This window comes from Desulfovibrionales bacterium, assembly GCA_028715605.1.
GTDB lineage: Bacteria > Desulfobacterota > QYQD01 > QYQD01 > QYQD01 > QYQD01.
This window is the reverse complement of record JAQURM010000001.1, coordinates 410,682-433,919: the sequence shown is the minus strand read 5'-3', so window position 1 is coordinate 433,919 and position 23,238 is coordinate 410,682. Positions and strand designations below refer to the sequence as shown.

The following is a 23,238-nucleotide window of genomic DNA, read 5'->3' as shown; positions in this document are numbered from 1 at the left end:
AATGGTGAGAAATAGAACTTTCAGGGCCTTGCGGCATCGTAACTTCCGTCTTTTCTTTTTTGGACAATTGACTTCTCTTATCGGAAGTTGGATGCAGTCTGTGGCTCAGGGATGGCTGGTCTTGCAGCTCAGTAACTCTGCCTTTGCCCTGGGGCTGGTGGGGACCTTCGGATATTTACCCACCATGCTTTTTTCCTTCTGGGGTGGAAGTGTGGCTGACCGGAAGAGTAAGCGCCGTATTGTACTTGCCACCCAGACAGTAGCGATGTGTCTCGCCTTCAGCTTAGCCTTCCTGGTCACCCTTAACCTGATTAAGACCTGGCACGTGGTCTTATTGGCCTTCTTCATGGGTACGGTTATGGCCTTTGATCTCCCCGCCCGTCAATCGTTCCTTATAGAGTTGGTCGGCCGGGAGGACCTGACTAATGCCATTGGTCTGAATTCTTCTATATTCAATGCGGCCAGACTTATCGGCCCGGGCATAGCAGGCTTCGTCATTGCCTACCTCGGGCTTGAAATATGTTTTCTAATTAATGGTCTCAGTTTTCTGGCTGTAATCGTCAGCCTGTTACGTATGCAAAACTTACAACAGGCAAATATGGTAGGTTTTAAAAAGAAGGGTAGTATAAAGGAGATGGCATATTACATCCGCGGGCAGAAAGAGATACTCATGCTACTTTTGCTGGTGGCCACCTTCAGTGTATTTGTCCTGCCTTATACGGTGTTGCTACCTATATTTGCCCGTGACATCCTTAAAGTAGGTCCTAAGGGGCTGGGTTTTCTTTTCTCCGCTATGGGCCTGGGCGCCTTAATCGGAGCGATCATGATAGCTACTATAGCCGGGCAAAGAAACAAGTTGCTTTATCTCTGGAGTAACGCCCTCCTCTTTGGGGCCTTTATTTGGGCCTTTTCCCTGTGCAACCGGTATTATCTTGCGTTGTTCCTGCTTTTTCTGGCGGGCATGACCATGGTGGGCTTTCTCACCACTGCCAACGCCTATGTCCAGCTTAATGCCCCTGATGACAGGAGAGGCCGGATTATGGGGCTTTACAGTATTGTATTTCTGGGAATGATGCCGGTGGGAAGTCTGCTTTCAGGGAGTCTGTCACAATATATCGGGGTTCAACGGGCTATATCTACAGGCGCTATCCTGGCAGAACTAATTACTTTTGGTCTTGGTCTTTATTTATTCTTGACTATGGGCAGCAGAAGACGATCGGACCACAAGTACTGAGCATCGGGCCTTGCGTACAAGCCGGTCAGCTACGCTGCCAAAAAGCGTATAGACCAGGCCGGATTCACCATGGGCCCCAACGACAATAAGGTCAACCCCCTCCTGATCCACAAAATTGGCCATTTCAACGGCCGGGTAACCGGAAAGGACTTTTGGCTCGGCAGTGATGGACGGGGGAATGCGCGGGATATAGTCCTTTTGTAGCCGGGCCTCGACATTACGGCTGAAATCAGAGAAATCGATTACCGGCATATAAGGTTCATAGGTGGCCATAGGGGCTATATTGATCACGTGTACGATATATAACCGGGCCTTATATTTACCCGCCAAGTTGATAGCGTGCTCAAAGGCTATATCCGCATTTTCAGAAAAATCGGTCCCAAACAGTATCTTTTTGTAATCTTCCATGGTCGCTCTCCCGGAGATATTATGAAGCTGGCCACGCAGGCATAATATCCATAATTTCAAAATTACGAAGTCCCCCGGGCGTCTTTACCTGAATCTCATCTCCCGGTTCTTTCCCAATAAGCGCCCGCCCGAGTGGGGCAATGACCGAGATCCGGCCACTGGAGGCATCCGATTCATGCGGACCAACCAACTGATATTTTACTGTTTCTCCCGATTTCAGGTCAGTTAAGGCCACAACGACCCCAAAAACAACGCGATCACAATTCAGGTTATTACAATCAACGATCTCTGAGGTAGCAAGCTTATAATGCAAATCCCGTATCTTGCCCTCGACGAGAGATTGCCTTTCCTTGGCTGCTGTATATTCGGCATTTTCAGAAAGATCTCCGTGGCCGCGTGCCTCTTCAATGGCCCTGACTACGGAGGGTCTTTCGATCTTCTCCAATTTTTCTAACTCGCGACGCAGCTGCTCATAACCTTCTCTGGTAATTGGTGTACGATTCATGACTTCCTCACCCCTGGGAAAGTTCCATTGTGATATAGAAAAAGGATTTAATGTGTTATTTAGTGTAATACAAAAAGCGGAAAAGTGGAAGTGTTAAGTCGCGACGATGTAATCAGAAAAACTCGGCCTTGTTACGTCCGCCCCTCTTGGCTGCATACAGGGCCTTGTCTGCCCCTTCCAGTAGTTCCTTGGCCAGGGATATCCGTTCGTCTGGAGAACTGGCCGCGCCTACGCTAACCGTAACTTGAAAGGTGGTGTCCTGAAATATGAATTCATGATCTTCTACCGCCTTTCTTAACCGTTCCGCGCAGGACCGGCCCGTAGTTCTATCGCACCTGAGGAGCAAAACAGCAAATTCTTCGCCGCCGTAACGTGCCGGCACATCGCCGGAACGGGTTAACTGCCTTAACAGCCTGCCCATCTCGGAAAGGATGGCGTCTCCGGTCTGATGTCCGTATGTGTCATTAAATTGCTTGAAGTGATCAATGTCTATGATAATGCAGGTCAATGCATCGCCGTAACGTATTGACTTCGCAAATTCCGTAGCCAGTTGTTCCTGAAAATATCGATGATTGTAAAGGGTGGTTAACCCGTCGCGGATGGCCATCTCTTCCAGTTGACGATTTCTTTCCTGTAGGGCATTGTACAGCTCTTGCAATTTGACCTGGGTATTCACCCGTGCGATCAGTTCCCCGGCATCAAAAGGTTTGGTAACATAATCCACCGCCCCCAGGGCCAATCCCTTGATCTTATCGGCCGGCTCGGCCTTTGATGTCAACATTACGATGGCCATGTCCTTAGTGTCCTCGTTATTCTTTAACCGGCTGCAGGTTTCATAACCATCTATCCCCGGCATTATTACATCTAAAAGAATCACCTGGGGCTTTTCCGCCTTGGCTATTTCTATTCCAGAAGGTCCGTCCGGGGCCGTAAATACCTCGTGGCCGGTTTTTACCAGGATGCTCTTTGCAAACTCCACCATCAGGCGGCTATCATCTATAATCAAGACCCTGGCCATCAGATTGCTCCTGTGGACAAACCGGCCAATATGGACTCCGGTATCCTATGTATCGGCGCTATCTCACAGGTAGCGCCCAGCTTTATGGCTGCACCCGGCATGCCGAATATTAAAGAAGTCTCTTTATCCTGCGCAATGGTATAGGCGCCATTTCTGCGCATGGCCAAGAGGCCTTTTGCCCCGTCGGTCCCCATGCCCGTTAATATAACCCCAACCGCCTTATTCCCGGCGATTTCAGCCACGGATTGAAAGAATATATCGATAGAAGGTCTGTAAAAGTTGACCGGCGGCCCGTCTAAGAGTCGGATACGGTGGCCTGATTCGTTGCCTTCTATCCTCATATGTCTGTCGCCTGGGGCTATGAGGACATGTCCGGGCTGAATATAATCCATATCTTCGGCCTCCTTAACGGACAGGGGACATAACTCATTCATGCGCTGGGCGAAAAGACGGGTAAATTTGAGCGGCATGTGCTGAACGATTGCTATCCCCGGCGTATCCGGAGGCAAGACACGTAATACCTCATACACAGCCCGCGTGCCGCCGGTTGAGGCCCCTATGGCCACCAGTTGCCTGAGAAAATGCCGTTTTTCGTATTGAAAGGCTATCTCTTCTTTTTGTATCTGATCCAGTCCGGTAGTTTTTTTTATCCGGCTCAGGGCGGCTGTTTTTACCTTCTGCACAACCTCTCCGGCAAAATTCTCTTTATCCCGGGTCCCGCCGTTAACCGGTTTTAAAACAAAGTCCACTGCGCCGGCCTCTAGGGCCTCGATAGTCAGGAGGCCATTTTCTTCAGTATAAGAACTTACCATTACCACCGGCAAGGGATTGGTTTGCATAAGTTTCCGAAGAAAATCGATGCCGCTTATCCCCGGCATTTCTACATCGAGAGTAAGGACATCAGGCCTCAGGCTGACGGCTTTATCGCCGGCCTCATGGGCATCGGCAGCAGTCCCGACTACAGAAAGCGTTTGATCCTGCGCGAGAAGGTCACAAAGAAAACGTCTGAAGAGGGCCGAATCATCAACTATCAGGACCTTTATTTTCTTCATAAAGTTCTACCCACTGCCTTCCTTTATCTACTCAAAAAGTGTCAAGCCGGATTCATCAAGCCGTTTTCTCAAAATCCGGGCCTTATATTGTTCTTCCGCCTTTTGCACCGGAGTAATGGCCTCCCTGGAGCCTATACGCCTGACAAGAACTTTATTGGTATGCGTAAAAAATAATATTTTTCGGCCGTTATCGCCGCCTACATCCTCAGCTAATAGTGGAATACCTTCCAGCTCTAAAAATTTCTTTGCAAAATCAATATTGGCCTGCGGGACATTTCCATCTGATTTTCTGAATTTTATGACATAGCCCCCGCCAAAAATTTTTGCCTTGAATTTTTTTCTGTTCCCACCCATTTTTATCAGCTCGCCGATCAGTAACTCCATAGCGAACATTCCATAACGGCCGGCCTCGGTCAGGAGCAGGTTTTTGGGCCCGACTACACCGGGGAGCATAAAATGATTCATGCCTCCGATCTTATGTTCTTCGTCAAAGATGCATGTAGCTATACAGGAACCCACCATCGTAGATATTACTTCTCCATTAGCCGTGGCATAATATTCTCCGGGCATCAAAATTATGACCGTTTTATTTAATTTGGGATGATAAGTACGATACATTGTTATGCTTCGGGAATTTTCTGGTATATAGTCCTTCCGATAGGATAAAATTTATCATTTAATCCAATCAAGGACTCGGAATGTCCCAGAAAGAGAAAACCATCGTCCCTCAGCGCCCTGTAAAATGTATTTAAGATATCTTTCTTCGCCTCTTTTCCCATGTAGATCAGAACATTGCGGCAAAAAATGATGTCAAAGGGAAATGGAGATGGGATCCCATCCATAAGATTGTGTTCTTCAAAGGAAATTATATTCTCAAGTATCGGCTTAACCTGAAGGCAGCGGAGACCATCCGAGGTGATCTCTGTAAAAAAACTCCTCAAATACAGGGTAGGAATGTTTTTTTTTATACTGTGCGGGTAAATACCTGTGCGAGCCGTTTCTAAAATATCCCGGCTTATATCCGTGGCCATAATTTTTATTTTCCAGGACGGGTACTGCCCCCAGAACGTGTTCGTAGTAATGGCTACGGTATATACCTCTTCACCGGTAGAGCAGCCGGCGCACCAGACAGCTAATCTTCTGACACCGGTTTTTTCTCCTTCTTGCAGAAGGTGGGGGAAGACTACATCATTTAGGAATTCGAAATGGTGTTTTTCTCTGTAGAAATGCGTGGTGTGAGTGGTTAAACAATCAACGGCCATGGCCAGTTCGTTCTCAGCATCCGGGGCATGCCGCAGATATTGAGTATAGGCAGCGATCGATTTCAGCCCTAAGGATTTAAGACGGCTGTTTAATCTGGATGTGAATAACATCTTCTTATGTTCAGGCAAAAAGATACCTGTTTTTTCTTCTATCAGTTTTTGGAGGGGCTTGAAGTTTGCCCCAGTCGAAGATACGCCTGGACGTGCGAATCTGCCTGTGGCATGGCCCACGTCATTTTCTTCAGAAAGATCACGGCCGTTCTTAAGCGGTTGCATCCAGTTCTTCCAATTCCTTTTCATCCAGAATTCGTTCCAGATCCAGTAAGATGATTAAACGGTCACCCTGTTGGGCCACGGCTTTTATATATTCCGTCCGTATGGAAGGAGAAAGCCTGGGTGTAGGCAAGATTTCTGCCGGGCTGAGTGAGATGACGTCTGAGGTAGTATCTACGATAATGCCCATGACACGCCCCGCGATTTCCAGGACAAATATAACGGAAAATTTGTTGTATTCCTTTGGTGGCAGATTAAACTTGAGCCTCAGGTCAAAGATGGGAAATATAACACCGCGCAAGTTAACCATCCCCTTTACAATATCTTTAACCCCGGGTACCCGGGTAAAACGGCGATAGCCGATGATTTCTCTTATCTTATTAATTTCTATCCCGTATTCTTCGTCATCAAGATAAAAGGTTATATACTGTTCTTCCATGTGGACTTTGGCTCCTTAGAATTCTTCAAAACCTTCCTCCATGTTGAGATCTGCTTCTTCCGGGGATATCTCCTTAAGCACGGCCTTTTGCAACATATCTTGACGTAAAGGCCTTTTTACCGGGGGCATAGTCCCCCTTTTTTCTCTCCCGGTGAGAGTTGCCGGAGTCAACGGCTCTTCCTCTATGGAATCTTCATCTGCCCCGGCCACAGAAAATTCCTTAGTTAACTTTTTCAGGAGTGCGGCCTTAGCCGCCAGCGTTTGACTAGCGCCTGCTAATTGTTCAACCAGAGCGGCATTTTGCTGTACAACATCCCCCATATCGGTAACAGCCTGATTCACTTGCTCAATACTGCGTGATTGTTCCTGAGTAGCCGCCGAGACCTCAGAAACGGCCTCGGACACGGCAGTAATGCATCCGGTTATCTTTTCCAGACTGCTGCCGGTTTGACCGACTAACTTATGGCTTTCTTCAATCTTAGCCATACTGTCATGGATGAGATTCTGTATATCTTTAGCTGCCTCCCCGCTTCTCTTGGAAAGATTGCGTATTTCCGTGGCTACCACCGCAAAACCGCGGCCGTGTTCACCGGCCCGGGCGGCCTCCACCGCGGCATTAAGGGCCAGGAGATTGGTCTGAAAGGTGATCTCGTTAACCAGGTCCATAATTTCTACAATTTTTTTGCTGGCGGTCCACACCTCAGTCATGGCATGGACCGTCTCTTTCACTACTGATGTTCCTTCCTGCGCCAGGGTCACGGATTCCTGGGCCAACTGGTTGACCTTCATGGTATTGGCAGCGTTCTGGCTGACATTGGCGGTCATTTGTTCGAGGGTGGCGCCGGCTTCTTCTATAGTGGCCGCCTGCTCCTGAGTCCGCTGCGACAGGTCCTGATTACCCGCGGAGATCTGATTTGTCCCCTGAGCCACAATGTTCGCAGTCCTTTTTGTCTGCTTTATGAGCGAGCCAATCTTCTCGAACATCTCGTTGACCTTGTCTGCCAGCCTGTCCATGAGGTCTTTTTTACCTATGGACTCTACTCTGGCCGTGAGATCTCCCCCGGCGGCCTTGTCCAGGACATTGAGCAGATTGTCCACCCGTCCTTCCAGATATCGCCTTTGCTCCTCTTCCTTAGCGGCTGTTTCTTTGAGAATCTTTTCTGCTTCGACCCTGGCGGTGATATCATGAAAGATCTTGAAGCCCCCCAGTATCTTGCCGCCAGCGTCTTTAAGGGCGGCAACGCTGGCCTCTATGGGAACTATCTTTCCATGGCGGTTGGTTATTTCGCACCGCACCCTTTCCGCTTCCGCAGCCTGGCCGGTGGCCATACACTTTTTTAAGCTACAGTCGGTGCAGAGATTGCTTTTGAAAACGTCCCAACACTTCATCTTGCCTACTACTTCCTCTTTCTGGTATCCGGTTATGGCCGCAGCGGCATCGTTCATATAGGTTATGGTTAGATCTGGATCGACAACGAAGAATGGATCGCTGATCCCGCGCTTCAGACTGTTCGCATATTCTATCCTGTCACGCAGGTGTAGCAGCATGATATTGAAGTTTTTATTCAACCTTCCTATGGAGTCTTCGCCCCTCACCTCGATATTTACATCTACGTCTCCTTCGGCTACCTGGGTTACCTTATCGGATAGGTAACGGATGCGACGCGTGATGAGGCGGGTTATCAGATAGTTAAGGATTACAACCAAAGATATGACTCCCAGCGCTCCGGCCATGATATACCGGTTTCTAAGAGAGGCAATAGAAGCATAATCAGCGGCTACGGATTGACGCACCACCAGAGAGCCCAGCACCCTTTTGGCCGGGGCATGGCAGTTGTAACAAGCCGGTTCATTAAGAATGGGATGAAAGATAAGGTTATATGGTTCGCCATTTATAGTCTGCAGGAATGGTCGTCTGGGATCAGCGCCGGTAGAAAGTATGTTGCTCAGGGTTTTTGTGAGTTCAGGATCCGCTAACAGGTTTCCGAGATTAGTTCCGACTGTTTCTTCATGACTGGCATAGAATACAGTCTGGTCGGCATCCGTTATGTAAACCTCTATCCCCTTCATAGCCGTTTTGATGTCTTTTAGTTGTTCCTTGACTGCATCCATATTGCCGATAGCCATGGGGTGTTTTATTCCCGCGTGTGTCATGTTCGCCAGTTCCAGCTCAAACCGCGTCACTTTATTCAGGACGTCTTCTCTGTAACCATTAACGCCGAGGTATATAAGGACCCCCACAAAAAGCGCCGAGGTCAATATTAGTGCAATCAGAATCTTGAAGCGCAATTTCTTGTTGATGTAGGCCTTAAGTAATTTAAGCATGGGAAACCCCCTTTTTGATTCAATGGACTAGCTCATGGACCCGATTTCGACCAAAGAATAGATGATCCAGACCATACACGTCCAGGACGAGAGCTACGCTGCCATCAGGCATAATAGCGCCTCCGGCAATCCCGGAAATTCTACAGAAATTTTTCTCCAGGTTTTTAATTACGACCTGCTGATGATCGAGTATTTCGTCCACGCCTAGGCCCAGGATCCTTTTTTCACTGCTTACAAAGACGACCAATGGTTCTGTATCTGTTTGCCGGCGTTCTATACCCAGGATTCTATCCAGGTGGATGAGCGGCACGTATGAATCCCCCAAACGTACCACCTCACCCTTGCCTTCTATGGTCTTTAAGTTGCCTTTTTTAAGCACGGCTGTGCTTAGAACGGTTAGCAAGGGTATGACAAAAATATCGGCCCCCACGCCAACATACATACCATCAATAACCGCCAGGGTTAAAGGAAGCTTTATGACGAAGGTAGCTCCTTTGCCCTTTTCGGAAAAGATATCGATCGTCCCTCCCAATTGCTGAATGTTATTCTGTACTACGTCCATCCCTACCCCGCGGCCGGATATAGAACTGACCTCTTTAGCGGTGGAAAATCCAGGAATAAATAGAAACTTGTAAATCTCTTCAGGCGAGGGCTGGTCGTTTTCTTTGATCAGGCCCCGTTCTATAGCCTTTCGCCGCACTGCTTCGGCGTCGATACCGCGGCCATCATCCTTAATTTCAATGTATATCTTGCCTTCCTGTTGGTAAGCATTAAGGTTGATGATCCCCTCCGGGGTTTTGCCCGACTGCTTTCTTTCGTCAGGATCTTCGATCCCGTGGCCGATACAATTGCGTATTATGTGCGTTAAGGGATCGTTTATGTGTTCGATAACATCCTTGTCCAGTTCTGTCTCTCCCCCGCCCAGAATAATCTTAATCTGCTTATGTTGCTCCCGGGCCAGGTCCCGGGCCATTCTTTGAAACCTTTGAAATGTGCCTTCGATAGGAAACATGCGGAGACGCATAACCTGTTCCTGCACCTCCCGGCCAATCCTGTTCAGGATATCCGGCTCACTGCCCAATTTTCTGGTGACGTCCGGTGGCAAATCCCCCAGGATGGCGGAGATTCGCGCCAGTTGTATGGTCATTTCCTCCACCATGTTTGCGAGCTGGTCGAGCTTATCTGTATCTACGCGTACCGTGGACTTACGAAGGACCGTCCGGCTTTTTTCCTGGAGGTCAACGATCTTATTTAGTTCATCCGGGGAGATTTTGCCCTTTTCTAATAAAGCCTCTCCCACCTTTTTCTGCTGGGTGAGGACTTCTTGTATTTCCTGCTCGCTGACCAGTTTTTGATCAATTAATATCTCTCCCAGCGGCTTGTCAGCCATTCTGGTGTCCACCCCTTCCCGAAAATGTGATGATACGTCTCTTATGGAAACCTGGTTTAATTCATCTTCCTGAACAAAGACGAATACCTTTTCTATGGTGGGCAGGGGTCGGTCGGTTTTGATCAGGAGCCGCCAGGCAAGGTAAAGCTGGAAGGGGTCCATTTCCAGAAATGGCGGCAGAGAAGACAGGTCTGTCTCTACTGATATTATCTCAGCCAAATCTCCCAGTTCATACAGCAGCATCAGCGGATCCTGTCCGGTCTGGAAGATGTCCTTGCGAAAGCGCATATCAATCTCATAATAAGATCCCCCGGAGGATTCCTTCTGGCCGCCGGACATGCCGGTAGTTATCGGCGCAGTTACCCGGTCTTCTTCTTGTCCTGCGGCGAGGCCCAGGAACCGTTTTACTTTTTCGGCCATGGCCGGAAAGGCATCCAGCCCCACGTCCGGCTTTCCCTGGGCCGCATTTTCCACTGCCGATTTTATAACATCATGGTTTTCCAGGAGAAAGGAAACCAGGTTTTGGGTTATAGGCAGTTGTTTGCTGCGTATCCTTTCCATGAGGTTTTCCAGGAGATGGGCATGTTCAGAGAGCTGGGTAAAGCCGACCATAGCCGAGCTGCTCTTCATTGTGTGCATCGCCCGGAAGACCTCGTTAATAACGGACTGATTTTGCGGATCGGATTCCAGGGTCATCAGACTATGTTCCATGGTTTGCAACAATTCGTCAGCTTCTGAAAAATATATCTGTAACAGCTCGTCCTGTTCCATAGTCTATTCTCAACGGACAAATTTTCTTACGACCCAGAGAAGTTGTTCCGGCCGGAAAGGTTTCAAGAGCCAGCCCGCGGCTCCGGCAGACTTTCCTCTCAATTTCTGCGCTTCTTGTGATTCGGTGGTCAGAACAAGGATCGGGATAAACTTCCAGTTTGTTTTTTTGACTTCTTTTATAAAGGTTATGCCGTCCATTTCGGGCATGTTTACGTCTGAGATAATCAAGGCCGGCGGCTTCTTTTGGGACTCCATCTCTTGCAGCCTGACGAGCCCGTCCTGACCGTTCACAGCCTCAGATACCCTGTAACCGGCGTTGGTCAGGCAAAAAGAGATGCTGGCGCGCAGAGTGGGTGAATCATCAACTACCAGGACATGTTTTTCCATATAGCGTCCCCGCCTATTCTTTCAGGAGCATCTGTTTGACCCCGATTATTTCCCAAACCTTTTCCAAGTCGGGCGGTATATTTTTAATGGTCAGCCTGTGACCTTCGGTAAGAGATTTTTTGAAGGCTATCAGTATCTGTATAGCCGCTGTATCCATCTGTACAACTTCCTGACAGTCTATAGTCAGATCCTGCTCCAGCACAAACCGATCCTTCAGGCACTCATATAAGTCGTCAAGATGGTGGACGCCTATCTCGCCACGCAACTTAATAATGCCTTCTGCCTGTTCCTGACACGGAGAATACGCATCAGCCATTGAATTCTCGCAGTCTTACATTTCTAATGGTTCATTATGGCTTTTCGGCTAACAGGAAGACTTACTTAAACGAAAAGAATTTTTTTCTATCTCAGCTTACGGGGACGGACGTGGGGTAAAAGAAAAGCTGTATTCTCGGTCATCCATATTCAGAGTCCGTATTTATTTCAGGCCCTTTTGTTATTAGCCATACGTGCCGATCTGTTAAACTAATGAGCGCCCCCACTTAGTCAGGTATAAGGTCTTCGAAGGAGATACCCGGATCAGAAACTTGCCTGCAGGAATATTACAGGGGTAGTTATCCAATATTGAAGCTCCCCGCAGTCCGCCTGGACGGACGGGGAATGCGTTCGCTATGCATGTTCAAAAAAAACACAGAAGAGTGGGGGGGCACTATGAACGCCTTACACAAACGTACGCCCCTGACGGAAAAGGAGGAAAAGAGGAAAAATGGACATAACGATCTTGTTGGTCGATGATTCAAAGTTGGTTCAAGCCAAGTTCAGGTTGGCATTGGAGAATGCAGGGTTTCAAGTTATCAGTGCCCTCGACGGCAAAGAAGGGCTGAGTATCGCCAGGGGAAAAAAGCCGGACCTCATTATCCTGGATGTGAATATGCCGGGGATGGACGGTTGGCAGGTCCTTCGCTCTTTAAAGATTCATCCTGAATTGCGCAAGATACCCGTCATTATGGCTACGACTGCGGACAAGATTGCCGACATAGAACGGGGTTTTTCTCTGGGCGCAAAAGAATACGTCGTCAAGGACGAGCAACTCACCCGTTTGGTCGACAAGGTTGAAAAAGTGATGGCAAGCCAGGGACCTGAGACAAAAGTTGAAGGAAGCTGGGTAAAAAAAATGTTCTCGTAAGACTTCGTCTGAAGAGTAACCAAACAAAAAAGCAATGCACCGGCTGTTCTTAGCACTATGGTCCGGGTGCAGCGTCAGCTCAGGTTCCGCTTTGGGGTGGCGCCGGAGAAAAGGCCCGCGGACAATCTGACAAAGGTGTCTGAATCCAAACAGGTAGCATCATAAGGGGGTGTGGCATGGGAACAATTGTTCTCTTTTAGTGGAATTGTTTTTCCACTGGTCCAATCCCTTTCTCCCTCTGTCGCGGTAATCGTCTTAGCCATCATCTTTATTGACAACGTAATAACAACATGTTAGCGTCTTTCAGTGATGTCCATGCCATTGGCACTCCATTTGCATTAGCTACGATCATCGACGTCGTCAGCTTTACCGTGTAAAGCAGCATCCGCAGGCCGCCTCAGGAGTAGCATTATGGTCATGCCCAAGGACCGGACGAAATCGGTCATCAAGATACCCCGGCAAAAGGCACTCACATTCGCGGCGACTTTAATCTTTTCCCTTGTCCTGATCCTATCGCTCCCACCCGCCGCTTCCGCCAGAGTAACAGGACCATGTGCCAACTGCCACACCATGCACAACAGTCAGGGGGGGCTTCCGGTAGAACCCGGAGGCCCCTACGGTCAACTCCTGGTAGGCGACTGTGTGGGCTGCCATTCAGCCACCGACGGCGCGACCTGGAAAGATCCGGTAACCGGCGCTCCTATTGTCAATAATACCGGCCAGCCCTCCTACGGCAGTCAAGGCCTCGCCGGCGGGAATTTTTATTGGGTAACGGTAAATGACGCAAACGGGCATAACATATTCTCAACCAATCCCGATGACGTCCTGATGAGCGCCCCCGGGGAAGCGTACGTAGGCGGCGGCTGTGGCACAAACGTTTGCCATAGCAATCTCCATCTTCCTTTTCAGGCTTCTTCCGAATTCGAGCCCATTCATGGCTACCTGAACGGGCGATCCGGCTGCACCGGCTGTCATATGGTATCAGGCTTCAACAAGTTCAGTCAAATCAAGAGTTGGCATCATACCAGTGTTACGGATGGGGTGGCGGATAGCGCTGCAGAGGGATGGTACCGCTTTCTGTCGGGCCATTTCAGCGGTTACCAGTACGGAGTTGCAGGCATAGAGGACGGCGACTGGCAATACACCAGCAGTGCCAATGACCATAATGAGTACCTCGGTAAGCAGGTCGCCAGCGGGACTGGCGGGTTTGTCTCCATACAGGCCAACACGGCCACAGCCTTCTGCTGCGGTTGTCACGGAAATTTCCACATCAAGAGACAGGGAGGGGCCTGGATACGACACCCCGTAGATCGCAGGATACCGGCGTCCGGTGAATACGCCGACGCTTTCGGTGCCGGTGGCGGCACCGCGACGTATGACCCCATCGTCCCCGTAGCCCGCCCCGCACTCGTCGCGGTCAGTGACACGGTAACCATCGGTACGGACATGGTTATGTGTCTCTCCTGCCATAAGGCCCACGCCAGCCCCTATCCTGACATGCTTCGATGGGACTATGCGACTATCCAGGCCAGCGGTGGAGGAACCGGCGGCTGCTTCCAGTGTCACACAAGCAAGAATTAGAATCTCTACGGGAGGCGTTAACAAAATCCAGGGGAACACCATGGGGGCTTATCGACTACATTGAATAACTGCAATATCAGTTGTGTTCGCGGGTCTTGAGGAAGACAATATCAGGCCAGTCTTCCATCACGAAACCAAGTCGCCACTCGCTGGGCGCCAGGTAGGCTAGGTGTCCTTCTGCATCATGCGCCATGTTGAGCAGGTATTTCCTTTGAAACCCTTCCATTATTTTCTTGTCCCGGCAGCTGACCCATCGCGCCGCCGTGTATTCTACCGGCTCATAGACCGCATCCACACCGTATTCGCCTTTAAGGCGTGTGACGGTTACGTCGAATTGTAGAATCCCCACTGCTCCCAGGATGTAGTCGTTTCCCTGAACCGGCCGAAAGACCTGAACCGCCCCCTCTTCCGCCAACTGCGTCAGGCCTTTTTGCAGTTGTTTGGCCTTGATGGGGTTCTTCAGGCGTACCCGCCGGAAGTGTTCCGGGGCGAAATTTGGAATGCCAGTGAACTTGAGGGGTTCCTTCTCGCTGAAGGTATCCCCGATCTTGATGGTTCCATGATTGTGGATACCGATGATGTCTCCGGGGTAAGCCTCTTCCACATTCATGCGGTCCTGGGCCATAAAAATAGTGGCATTGGCCAGGGCTACCTCTCTACCGGTCCGGTTGTGGCGGACTTTCATCCCGCGCGTGAATTTGCCTGAAGTTATGCGGAGAAAGGCAATGCGGTCTCGATGCGCCGGGTCCATGTTCGCCTGTATCTTGAAAACGAACCCCGAAAATGGTTCTTCGTAGGGGTGGACTTCACGCGAGACGGCGGCCCTCGGCCCGGGGGCGGGAGCCATCTCTACGAAGGCGTCAAGCAGCTCTTTGACGCCAAAATTATTGATAGCGCTTCCAAAAAACACCGGGGTCTGGCTCCCTTTCAGATAGTGCTCGTGTTCAAAGGGGTTTGCCGCGCCCTCGATCAACTCCACGTCTCGGCGCAGCTCATCAGCCTGGGTGCCGAGGATTTCATCGAGCAGACTATCGGCCAGGTCGGTGACCGTTACCCCGTCCTGAATCCGGGTCTCTTGCCCCGGAGTAAAAAGACGCAGTTTCTTACGGTAGAAGTCATACACTCCTTTGAAACTCTTGCCCCTTCCGATCGGCCAGGAGAGCGGCGTACACTCGATCTGGAGCTTGTCTTCGATGTCCGCAAGCACATCCAGGGGGGACATCCCGTCCCGGTCCAGCTTGTTGATGAAGGTTATGATCGGGGTATTACGCAGTCGGCAGACCTCCATCAGTCTTTCCGTCTGCGGTTCCACGCCCTTTGCGCTGTCTATCACCATGAGGGCGCTATCCACCGCCGTGAGGACTCTGTACGTGTCTTCAGAAAAATCCTGGTGCCCGGGGGTGTCAAGCAGGTTTATCTCGAAATCACGGTAGTTGAATTTCATCACCGAAGTGGTAACTGATATGCCTCGCTCCCTCTCGATGGACATCCAGTCGCTGGTAGCATGGCGGGCAGCCTTTCGGGCCTTCACGGCCCCGGCCAGTTGAATGGCCCCACCGAAGAGGAGGAGTTTTTCCGTAAGGGTGGTTTTCCCGGCGTCAGGATGACTGATGATGCCGAAAGTGCGCCGTCGGTCAACTTCTCTCTGATGTTCCTTGTTCACGCTATAAACCCCGAAAAAGATGGTTGTAAAACAAAAAAAATCGGGCCGTCAGGCCCGTTTGATATTTCGTAATATACACAAAAATCAACATTCAGTCAACGCCGGATTGGGCCGCATAGCGCAGACAAAGCTCGACCCGGTAGGTGATGATGCGCACCGGTCTCCGCCTTACATCTCATCTCAACATCGGGGTGACAAAAAGGATTGAACCCTTAAGCGGTAAAAAGCCGGCCTTTAGACTGTTTTCTGTTGACAAGAAACCAGCTTCTAGCTAAGGTCGCGCAAGAATAAGATATTTGAGAGCTGAACCGGCAGGTACAACATGCGCCCATCCACAGCATTACCGGCCGTCTTTAGCCCCCTGTTACTATTGCCGATCCTGGGAGGTGAAAAAGCATGAGCAAAGGCATGGACAGCAAAAAGACAACCAAGAAGGAACCGGCCAAGACCCTGAAGGAAAAAAAGGCCGCGAAAAGAGCCAAAAAGGATGAGAAAAAACGCTAGGAGCCTGCCGAATCTCCTGAATCTTTGATCTGCAGGAGTTTTTGAAAGAGTATCCGGCCCAGCCAGGCATCGGTGGCCGCGTATCGAATTTGCAGCGGGGTTAGTGTGCTCCGTGCCCAATTGGAAGTCTGGGCTGCCTTGGAGATGCGTAGCCCCAGCAGAACGGCGGCAAGTCCCCGCAAGCCTTGATTTAGAAGGCCCGCTTCTCTGGCCATCCTGTCGAGGTCCACGCACCGTGCCGACTGGAAGGGGGCCAGTTTCTGCAATTCCCTGATATCATACGTCAGGGCGACGCCGGCCTTGGTGATCTCGGGCTGCGCCAAGAGGCGGCGGAGCGGTTTGGGCAGGCCGAGGTACTGCAACTGGAAAATGAAAACCTCCTGTTCGCCTGCGAGCTGTAGCAGTGATGGCGGGTAACTCTCTCCCTTTTTAAAGGCAGGCCTGGTTTCCGTGTCCAACCCTAGCAGGGTCTCCTTTGCCAAATGCCGGACCGCGTCGGCCAGCTCCCCGGCAGTGCGGATGACGTGAACCGGTCCCCGCCATTTGGTCATAGGGCAGGCGTTGATTTCCTTTTTGTTAAGCCGCCGGGCAACTCCCCGGCCGTCGCCGGCCTCTTTTCCGGACATTGCTTATTCTCCCGGGTGATTGGATATTTCTGTAGGGGCTTCAGCTCGCCATTGCCTGGCAGAGATCACCTCTGAGCCTCGTCACCTCCGCGTCTTCCAGATAATCGTCATAATTTGTCATCCGATCGATGATCCCGGTCGGGGTAATCTCGATGATCCGGTTCGCCACTGTGGCGACGGACTGGTGATCATGGGAAGCGAAAAGCACCACCTCAGGGAAGGCTATGAGGCCGTTGTTGAGGGCGGTGATCGATTCAAGGTCCAGGTGATTGGTCGGCTCATCGAAGATGAGAGTGTTGGCGTCGGCCAGCATCATCCGCGCCAGCATACAGCGGACCCGCTCGCCGCCGGAAAGGACGCCGACCTGCTTGAGCGCCTCTTCGCCGGAGAAGAGCATCCGGCCGAGAAACCCGCGGACAAAGTTCTCGCCCTCGGTGATGGGCGCAAACTGGCGGAGCCATTCGATCAGGTTCAGGTCATGGGCGAAGTAGTCGCTGTTCTCCTTAGGAAAATAGGCGGTGGAGATGGTCTGGCCCCAGCGGAAGCTGCCGCTGTCCGGCGCCATCTCCCCGGTCAGTATCTGGAAAAGGGTCGTCCTGGCCAAGGTGCTGTCGCCGACAAAGGCGATTTTGTCCCCCTTGTTGACGGTGAGGGTTAAATTATGCAAGGCCGTGACCCCGTCCACCTCCTTGCAGAGGTCCTTGATCTCGAGGATGATGTCGCCGCAGGGCCGCCCGGGCTTGAACACCACATAGGGGTATTTCCGCGACGAGACCGGCATGTCCTCGATGGTGAGCTTTTCCAGCAGTTTTTTCCGCGAGGTGGCCTGCTTGGCCTTGGAGGCGTTGGAGCTGAAACGCTGGATGAACGCCTTGAGCTCGTCGGCCCGGGCAGTAGCCTTTTTGTTCTCATTCTGCCTCTGCTTGAGAATCAACTGGCTGGCCTCGTACCAGAAGTCGTAGTTCCCAACATACACCTGGATGCGGCCGAAGTCGATATCCGCCATGTGGGTGCAGACCTGATTCAGAAAATGGCGGTCATGGGAAACGATAATGGTCGTGTTCTGAAATCGGAAAAGGAAATTCTCCAGCCAGATGATGGATTGCTGGTCCAGATTGTTTGTCGGCTCGTCAAGCAGAAGGATGTCCGGGTTCCCGAACAGGGCCTGCGCGAGCAGCACTCGCACTTTGTCTCCGCCATCGAGCTCCTTCATCTTCTTCTGGCGCAGGTCCTCATGAATGCCGAGCCCGTTGAGCAGCACCGCCACCTCGGATTCAATGTCATAGCCGTTCATCTCGGCAAATTCGACCTCGATCTCCCCGCAGCGGAGGCCGTCCGCTTCCGAGAGTTCGGTCTTGGCGTAGAGCGCCTCCCGCTCGGCCATCAGTTGGTAAAGCCTTCGGTGCCCCATGATGACGGTATGGAAGACCGTTTCCTCGTCAAAGGCGAAATGGTCCTGCCGCAGCACCGCAATCCGCTCGCCGGCCCCGACTGTGATTTCTCCCTTGTCCGGTTCTATTTCGCCGGCGAGAATCTGGAGAAAAGTGGATTTGCCGGCGCCGTTGGCGCCGATCAGTCCGTAACAGTTGCCGGGGGCAAATTTGATATTGACGTCCTTAAAAATAACCCTCTTGCCGTAGGCGAGGGCGACATTCGATGCGTTGATCATTCTTGCCTTCCTAAAACTGATGAATTCCCCAAAAAATGGTTGTAAAACAAAAAAAATCGGGCCGTCAGGCCCGTTTGGTGTTTCGTATTGTACACAAAAAACAGCGTTCAGTCAACGGCGGATTGTGGATTGCTCATGTCCGGGACCTTTCCCGCATGCCTCCCCGGTGCAACCCTCTTCATAATCTTTCTCCATCCGTGCAACATAAGGGTCGTTCCGAACGTGCTTTCCATGTAAGAAAGTTTTGAATCAGACTTCCGGTTCTCGCGATTGCCTCTTTGTAACGCTTTAGCTGTTTGGGAAAAAACAAACTATCCAACAGGCTGCGCTTAAAAATCCCCCTTTATCCCCCCTTGCGAAAGGGGGAACTTAATTCCTCCCTTTGGAAAAGGGAGGTTGGGAGGGATTTTGGCTTCAATCCTGCAAGGGTTTCGGATAGTTTTCAACGGGCTAACTCTGCTGAGGCGCTGCGCCCTCTTCCTTCTTCTTTTTCTTCTTGGGCTTGGCTTCGGAGGGCGGCGCGGCGACTTTTTTTGCCTTGGGGGTCTCTTCCTTGGGCCTTGCCAGACGTTCCGCCTTGATCGTGGCCAACTCCGCCGTTCGCTTCTCCGTGGCGTCGATCGCCCGCAGACGAATCTGCGATTCCCTAATCTTTGCCTTCAATCCCTTGACGAGCGCATCGCGCGCGATCTTTTTCTTGTCCGCCCCCTTCTCCGCAAGAAGCGCCAGACGCTTCTGCAACTTCACTTCCCATTCGGCCTTCTGTTTCAGCCGCGTTTCCCTGCGTTCGGATGCCATTGATTTCTCCTTTTTGGTTTTTCCGTGTCGGGTATCTTCACCGTTTCCTCATCATCGTGCCCGGAGACGGAGGTTACCTCTTACCAGAATTTCCGCCGAAAATCCAGTTAATTTGGCCGTCTGTCATTCAGCAGCCGTTCCGGGGGCGCAACCGGTACTCTAAGCACTCTCAGTCTGTCGAAGCGCATCCGCTCCTTCTTCTTGGCAACCGACCACTTGCTATGCACGTCCCGTACATAGTGCCGGTTTGCCCTCGGCATCTCAGCTCCCTTTTCTTAGGTGCCTCATTTTGAGCCACAAATGGTGGTTTTAAGCCCTAAATCTGGGCAGATTCTAGCATATTCTTGGGGTGTACTGTCAATAGTGGACAGTACACCCCAGTCCCTTCAAACGCCCTTGTGCCGACAACCTGCCTGTTATTGTTTACACCGAGAATCAGCCTCCCGCCTCCTTCATTGGCCATTGCGGCGCAGTAGTCGGGCAGGCCCTTATCCTTACTGAAGGTATACTCTGCTTTCTTGAATTCAATGTCTCTGTCTTCAGGCTGTCTCAGCCACCTATCAAATTCTTCCACCGTCGTCATGATGCCTTAAACACTAACCTCCACCACCTTATTGCATATGTCAAATTAAATGTAACTTTTGCGCCTAGCGTCATGGATTCCTCTTGGAGAAGTTCGCATAGTTGTTCAACCAGCATTCTAATCTACAATAAGAGGGTTATGGGACAATTATCCATCGCCCCTCTGCTAGGGTTAAGAAACGTATCATTATGAAATTTCAAGAAAAATATCACAAAATTAAGGGAATGGTCAAGGAGATTTGCTGCGGCAACTATTTGAAGGCAAGGCGTGGAGAAGGCGTCTGCCTGGAGACGTCAGTATCTGAAGTGTTTGATCTGCTCACCCTTTTCTCCAATCTCCGTCATCGCCTCAATACCAATCTGAAGGTGTATTTCAGACCATTGCGCGGTCACGCGTTCGTCCAATTCTTCTGTCTTGACCCCTTCAGGTGTAAGCGGAAGGTCGGATACCAGCAGGAGCGCCCCCCGGGATATCTCGTTGTAGTGGCCCACGATGAAGAACGTCGCTGTCTCCATATCAATGGCTATACAGGTCATTTGCTTAAGCCGATTTTGGAAACGCTGGTCGTGTTCCCACAGGCGACGATTTGTCGTGTAAACTACCCCGGTCCGGTATTCATGCCCGTGCTCCATAATTTTTTCAGAGACGAACTTATGCAGCTTGAAGGACGGAAGCGCAGGCACTTCAGGCGGGAAATAGTCGTTGCTGGTGCCTTCGCCCCTTATGGCTGCGATTGGGAGGATGAAGTTGCCAATCTCGGTCGATCTCTTCAACCCTCCGCATTTGCCGAGAAACAGTGCTCCCTTGGGGTGGCGGGCGCTGAGCAAATCCGTTATGGTCGCAACGTTGGCCGTTCCGATGCCGAAGTGGACTATGGTCAGACCGCTGTTGTTGGTCGCGGCCTGCATCGGCTTGTTGTCCCCGTATATATCGCATTTAAACTTTTCGGCAAAGTTCGTGAGGTAGTACCGGAAGTTGGTCAGAAGAATATAGTCGCCGAAAAGATCGATGGGCATTCCGGTATAACGGGGGAGCCAGCACTTGGCGATCTCAAGTCGCTCAAGCATGGGCAAGTGCCTCCTTAACGCTCACACACCAGAGGGATTCCATGATTGTTTATCGTAGCAGATAAAGGACCTTTTGTCTCGCCATTTTCGCCCATCGGCCTTTGGCTCAAAGGGAAGGTGGCGTCCTCCGCCCTCGGCCGACCTGGCGGCGTCTGCCCCCGGAGCGGGAGCGATAGGATGGAATGACTTACTCCACTAGATCTATTTAATTTATATAGCTGTGCAGGCCGGAGAGGAGGAAATTGACGCCAAAATAAGTAAAGAGCACCGACAGAAAGCCGCCAATGGAGAGCAGGGCGATCTTTTTGCCATGCCAGCCGCGCAGACGGACATGAAGGATGATCGCATAGACAAACCACGTAATCAGAGACCAGGTTTCTTTAGGGTCCCATTGCCAGTAGGCCCCCCAGGCCGAGTGTGCCCAGATGGAACCGGTTGCGATGCCGGCGGTAAGAAACAGAAAACCAAAGACAATCACCCGATAGTTAAGGGTATCCAGGTCTTTTTTGTCATCGGATCTTTTAAACAGGTACGCGATACTCAGGCCACAGGAAACAGCGAATGCGCCATAACCGATAAAGCAGGTGATGACATGGGCAATGAGCCAGTTGCTCTGCAAGGCCGGGACAAGCGGTTCAATGCGGCTTGAAATAGTCGGTGAAAACGAGGCGTAGGCCAGACCGAGGAAGGCAAAAGGTACCGTGAACACGCCTGCGTGGGCGAGTTTATATTTATATTCAGCAATAAAATGGATCAAAATTATTGCCCAGGCAAAGAAGACCAGGGACTCATAAAAATTGGCAAATGGGGCATGGCCGATCCCGAGGTTGTGGGATTCAACCCAGCGTAAAATAATGGCAGCGGTATGTGCAACAAAGGTGCCTATAGTGACAACCGAAGCGATCCGCTGGCCGATTTTTGTCTTAAAGATCAGGGCGCTCAGATAAAATATCACTGCCGCAAGATAGCTGAACGTTACGACAGCGAGAATCTTCGAACTCAGCATGGCGGTCCGTTTCCCCTTTTATTTTATATCGGCTTTCTGGAGTTGCAGGTAGAGATTATCAAGCCTTTCTTCCAACCCCAGTTTGTTTTTATTTGTCTGGCCGCCGATGGTAACCGTTGTCCCCTCGCCTTTTTTCTCCAGCACAGCCCATATCTTACGGTGTGACATGAAAAAGGTCACGGCAATTCCCAATACCATTAATATACTGCCGGCCCAGACAAAGAGGATGCCCGGTTCCTTGGCTACCTGGAGGCCGGTGTAGAAACCTTCCCTTACCTCAGTTACAAGAAACCGGTACGGTAATTTCTTGACCCGTCCAAAGTCCGGGTTGTTTTTGAATATCCAAAGGTCGGTTTGTCCTCCCTCAGGGCTGGTCAGCAGCATCTGAACCGCGGGGCCCATATCCATCACATTCGGTTCAACCCGTAATGAACGGAGGGTGCCCAGCCCATCAGGCAAAATGGCCTCCTGGCCGAATGGAACAGAAAGCGGAATGATTTTCCCGCTGGTTTTATCAACCAGATTAAGTTCAATCGTCTTTGGGAAGCGGCCGTAAGAGGCCTGATAAAAAGTGATACCTCTGTACGTAAGAGGCTGGTTGACCCGGATGTTGCCGTTCAAAACCGGCTTCCCGTTTTCGATAATGGTTATGTCGCTGCGGTAATCCCTTGGTTCGCCGGTGGGATAAAACTGGGCCTCAAACTTGTCAACGCGGAGGGCAAAGCCCAGGTTATAGCCTACGTTAGTATTAGGCAGGGGCACCTGTTCCACCGCCGCCCCTTCCGGCAGATTAATGCTGGTCATGAACCCACCCAGAGAGCTCGCTATCCCGGCAATATAGAAAATAACGACACTAAGATGCACAACATAGACGCCGAGACGGGATAACCTTCCCTTTTCTCGCCAGAGAATTGTTGTTGAGCCGGTGGTAGTCTCGTTCAGGTCGCCCAGATTACCTGAAAGAATGGGCAAGAGTGCGGCCTTAACCACGGAAGGGTTCGCTTTATATTTTAAGGCCCTCGTCCCTGGCTTGGTCAGGACAGCGTTTTCGTTAAGCCTCTTTTCTTTTGGGAAAACAATATCCCAGACATGCCGGAGCCTGTCCGTAGTACAGACGATAAGGTTCAGCGCCAGGAGAAGGAGAAGGAGTCTAAACCAACCCGAGTGATAGAGGTCCAGAAGAGATAACGAATCCAAAAGCTGGTAAGTGCCATACCCATACCGCTGAACATACATAGCGGGAGGCTCATTTTGAGGGATAAGAGTCCCGACAATAGAGCTTACCGCGAGAAATATAAGTAGAAATATGGTGAGGTTAACCGAGGCGAGAGATTTCCAGACAGGTTGTTTTTTTTCAGGTGGTACTGACGGGCTGTTTTCCGGTTTCATGTCATTGTATCTCAAAGGGTTGTTAAGGTGTCATAAGTCACGGAAATCTTGTGAAGACTACCTAAAAAGCAGTCCATTCATTAACATCCCTGTCCCCCGCTT

General features: G+C 50.8%; 22 protein-coding genes. 3 read left to right on the top strand and 19 right to left on the bottom strand.

Annotated elements, in window-relative coordinates; translation table 11 throughout:
* Window position 1 precedes the first annotated feature (1 nt).
* Window positions 2–1,234 carry an MFS transporter gene (locus PHT49_02000; GenBank protein MDD5450654.1) on the top strand — a complete coding sequence of 411 codons (1,233 nt, stop codon included), beginning with the start codon at window positions 2–4 and terminating at the stop codon, window positions 1,232–1,234.
* Here the strand turns inward: PHT49_02000 and PHT49_01995 are convergent.
* The 11 genes from PHT49_01995 to PHT49_01945 form a co-directional block, all read right to left on the bottom strand.
* A complete protein-coding gene (locus tag PHT49_01995) occupies window positions 1,187–1,642 on the bottom strand; it encodes a universal stress protein (protein MDD5450653.1) in 456 nt (151 codons plus the stop codon). The genes PHT49_02000 and PHT49_01995 overlap by 48 nt on opposite strands.
* A 19-nt stretch (window positions 1,643–1,661) precedes the next feature.
* Window positions 1,662–2,147, bottom strand: a complete 486-nt coding sequence (greA, locus tag PHT49_01990) for a transcription elongation factor GreA (protein ID MDD5450652.1) — start codon at window positions 2,145–2,147, stop codon at window positions 1,662–1,664.
* Between the two features lie 112 nt (window positions 2,148–2,259).
* Window positions 2,260–3,165, bottom strand: a complete 906-nt coding sequence (locus PHT49_01985) for a diguanylate cyclase (GenBank protein ID MDD5450651.1) — start codon at window positions 3,163–3,165, stop codon at window positions 2,260–2,262.
* Entirely contained in the window at window positions 3,165–4,217 is a 1,053-nt protein-coding gene (locus PHT49_01980; protein MDD5450650.1) for a chemotaxis response regulator protein-glutamate methylesterase, read from the bottom strand. The genes PHT49_01985 and PHT49_01980 overlap by 1 nt, the downstream gene beginning before the upstream one ends.
* 27 nt (window positions 4,218–4,244) lie before the next feature.
* Entirely contained in the window at window positions 4,245–4,787 is a 543-nt protein-coding gene (locus tag PHT49_01975; protein MDD5450649.1) for a chemotaxis protein CheD, read from the bottom strand.
* 50 nt (window positions 4,788–4,837) lie between these two features.
* A complete protein-coding gene (locus tag PHT49_01970; protein ID MDD5450648.1) occupies window positions 4,838–5,755 on the bottom strand; it encodes a protein-glutamate O-methyltransferase CheR in 918 nt (305 codons plus the stop codon).
* A complete protein-coding gene (locus tag PHT49_01965; protein MDD5450647.1) occupies window positions 5,742–6,191 on the bottom strand; it encodes a chemotaxis protein CheW in 450 nt (149 codons plus the stop codon). Before PHT49_01965 ends, PHT49_01970 begins: the two co-directional genes overlap by 14 nt.
* Window positions 6,192–6,206: 15 nt before the next feature.
* On the bottom strand, window positions 6,207–8,516 hold the full coding sequence (locus tag PHT49_01960; protein ID MDD5450646.1) for a methyl-accepting chemotaxis protein: 2,310 nt from the start codon (window positions 8,514–8,516) through the stop codon (window positions 6,207–6,209).
* Window positions 8,517–8,535: 19 nt separating this feature from the next.
* Window positions 8,536–10,677, bottom strand: coding sequence for a chemotaxis protein CheA (locus PHT49_01955; GenBank protein ID MDD5450645.1), 2,142 nt, complete (start codon window positions 10,675–10,677; stop codon window positions 8,536–8,538).
* A gap of 9 nt (window positions 10,678–10,686) precedes the next feature.
* Complete coding sequence (locus PHT49_01950; protein ID MDD5450644.1) at window positions 10,687–11,064, bottom strand: response regulator; 378 nt, start codon at window positions 11,062–11,064, stop codon at window positions 10,687–10,689.
* 13 nt (window positions 11,065–11,077) lie between these two features.
* Window positions 11,078–11,380 (bottom strand): STAS domain-containing protein, encoded by a 303-nt coding sequence (locus PHT49_01945; GenBank protein MDD5450643.1) that lies wholly within the window; start codon window positions 11,378–11,380, stop codon window positions 11,078–11,080.
* 450 nt (window positions 11,381–11,830) lie between these two features.
* Here PHT49_01945 and PHT49_01940 point away from each other — a divergent pair, with 450 nt between their 5' ends.
* Window positions 11,831–12,250, top strand: coding sequence for a response regulator (locus PHT49_01940; GenBank protein ID MDD5450642.1), 420 nt, complete (start codon window positions 11,831–11,833; stop codon window positions 12,248–12,250).
* 417 nt (window positions 12,251–12,667) lie between these two features.
* Entirely contained in the window at window positions 12,668–13,831 is a 1,164-nt protein-coding gene (locus PHT49_01935; GenBank protein MDD5450641.1) for a cytochrome c3 family protein, read from the top strand.
* Between the two features lie 76 nt (window positions 13,832–13,907).
* On the opposite strand, the gene PHT49_01930 is transcribed toward PHT49_01935, so the two are convergent.
* From PHT49_01930 to PHT49_01895, 8 genes are all read right to left on the bottom strand, one after another.
* Window positions 13,908–15,494, bottom strand: coding sequence for a peptide chain release factor 3 (locus PHT49_01930; GenBank protein MDD5450640.1), 1,587 nt, complete (start codon window positions 15,492–15,494; stop codon window positions 13,908–13,910).
* 500 nt (window positions 15,495–15,994) lie between these two features.
* Window positions 15,995–16,624, bottom strand: a complete 630-nt coding sequence (locus PHT49_01925) for a 3'-5' exonuclease domain-containing protein 2 (GenBank protein MDD5450639.1) — start codon at window positions 16,622–16,624, stop codon at window positions 15,995–15,997.
* Window positions 16,625–16,664: 40 nt separating this feature from the next.
* Entirely contained in the window at window positions 16,665–18,293 is a 1,629-nt protein-coding gene (locus PHT49_01920) for an ATP-binding cassette domain-containing protein (GenBank protein ID MDD5450638.1), read from the bottom strand.
* 450 nt (window positions 18,294–18,743) lie between these two features.
* Entirely contained in the window at window positions 18,744–19,091 is a 348-nt protein-coding gene (locus PHT49_01915; protein ID MDD5450637.1) for a hypothetical protein, read from the bottom strand.
* 316 nt (window positions 19,092–19,407) lie between these two features.
* Window positions 19,408–19,674: an ATP-binding protein gene (locus tag PHT49_01910; GenBank protein MDD5450636.1), complete on the bottom strand. Its 267-nt coding sequence runs from the start codon at window positions 19,672–19,674 to the stop codon at window positions 19,408–19,410.
* Between the two features lie 293 nt (window positions 19,675–19,967).
* The gene (locus tag PHT49_01905) at window positions 19,968–20,741 is read right to left on the bottom strand and encodes an AMP nucleosidase (protein ID MDD5450635.1); all 774 of its coding nucleotides are present in this window, start codon (window positions 20,739–20,741) and stop codon (window positions 19,968–19,970) included.
* Window positions 20,742–20,946: 205 nt separating this feature from the next.
* The gene (locus PHT49_01900; protein ID MDD5450634.1) at window positions 20,947–21,747 is read right to left on the bottom strand and encodes a cytochrome c biogenesis protein; all 801 of its coding nucleotides are present in this window, start codon (window positions 21,745–21,747) and stop codon (window positions 20,947–20,949) included.
* A gap of 18 nt (window positions 21,748–21,765) precedes the next feature.
* The gene (locus PHT49_01895; protein ID MDD5450633.1) at window positions 21,766–23,136 is read right to left on the bottom strand and encodes a cytochrome c biogenesis protein ResB; all 1,371 of its coding nucleotides are present in this window, start codon (window positions 23,134–23,136) and stop codon (window positions 21,766–21,768) included.
* Between the last annotated feature and the right edge of the window lie 102 nt (window positions 23,137–23,238).

Excerpts from the sequence above, each read along its gene's own strand:
- PHT49_01915 (MDD5450637.1), bottom strand. The coding sequence starts at position 19,091 with ATGGCATCCGAACGCAGGGAAACGCGGCTGAAACAGAAGGCCGAATGG.
- PHT49_01910 (MDD5450636.1), bottom strand. The coding sequence starts at position 19,674 with ATGACGACGGTGGAAGAATTTGATAGGTGGCTGAGACAGCCTGAAGAC.
- PHT49_01945 (MDD5450643.1), bottom strand. The coding sequence starts at position 11,380 with ATGGCTGATGCGTATTCTCCGTGTCAGGAACAGGCAGAAGGCATTATT.
- PHT49_01900 (MDD5450634.1), bottom strand. The coding sequence starts at position 21,747 with ATGCTGAGTTCGAAGATTCTCGCTGTCGTAACGTTCAGCTATCTTGCG.
- PHT49_01955 (MDD5450645.1), bottom strand. The coding sequence starts at position 10,677 with ATGGAACAGGACGAGCTGTTACAGATATATTTTTCAGAAGCTGACGAA.
- PHT49_01970 (MDD5450648.1), bottom strand. The coding sequence starts at position 5,755 with ATGCAACCGCTTAAGAACGGCCGTGATCTTTCTGAAGAAAATGACGTG.
- PHT49_01975 (MDD5450649.1), bottom strand. The coding sequence starts at position 4,787 with ATGCCCGGAGAATATTATGCCACGGCTAATGGAGAAGTAATATCTACG.
- PHT49_02000 (MDD5450654.1), top strand. The coding sequence starts at position 2 with ATGGTGAGAAATAGAACTTTCAGGGCCTTGCGGCATCGTAACTTCCGT.
- PHT49_01925 (MDD5450639.1), bottom strand. The coding sequence starts at position 16,624 with ATGTCCGGAAAAGAGGCCGGCGACGGCCGGGGAGTTGCCCGGCGGCTT.
- PHT49_01940 (MDD5450642.1), top strand. The coding sequence starts at position 11,831 with ATGGACATAACGATCTTGTTGGTCGATGATTCAAAGTTGGTTCAAGCC.
- PHT49_01965 (MDD5450647.1), bottom strand. The coding sequence starts at position 6,191 with ATGGAAGAACAGTATATAACCTTTTATCTTGATGACGAAGAATACGGG.
- PHT49_01935 (MDD5450641.1), top strand. The coding sequence starts at position 12,668 with ATGCCCAAGGACCGGACGAAATCGGTCATCAAGATACCCCGGCAAAAG.
- greA (MDD5450652.1), bottom strand. The coding sequence starts at position 2,147 with ATGAATCGTACACCAATTACCAGAGAAGGTTATGAGCAGCTGCGTCGC.
- PHT49_01985 (MDD5450651.1), bottom strand. The coding sequence starts at position 3,165 with ATGGCCAGGGTCTTGATTATAGATGATAGCCGCCTGATGGTGGAGTTT.
- PHT49_01950 (MDD5450644.1), bottom strand. The coding sequence starts at position 11,064 with ATGGAAAAACATGTCCTGGTAGTTGATGATTCACCCACTCTGCGCGCC.
- PHT49_01905 (MDD5450635.1), bottom strand. The coding sequence starts at position 20,741 with ATGCTTGAGCGACTTGAGATCGCCAAGTGCTGGCTCCCCCGTTATACC.
- PHT49_01980 (MDD5450650.1), bottom strand. The coding sequence starts at position 4,217 with ATGAAGAAAATAAAGGTCCTGATAGTTGATGATTCGGCCCTCTTCAGA.
- PHT49_01960 (MDD5450646.1), bottom strand. The coding sequence starts at position 8,516 with ATGCTTAAATTACTTAAGGCCTACATCAACAAGAAATTGCGCTTCAAG.
- PHT49_01895 (MDD5450633.1), bottom strand. The coding sequence starts at position 23,136 with ATGAAACCGGAAAACAGCCCGTCAGTACCACCTGAAAAAAAACAACCT.
- PHT49_01920 (MDD5450638.1), bottom strand. The coding sequence starts at position 18,293 with ATGATCAACGCATCGAATGTCGCCCTCGCCTACGGCAAGAGGGTTATT.
- PHT49_01995 (MDD5450653.1), bottom strand. The coding sequence starts at position 1,642 with ATGGAAGATTACAAAAAGATACTGTTTGGGACCGATTTTTCTGAAAAT.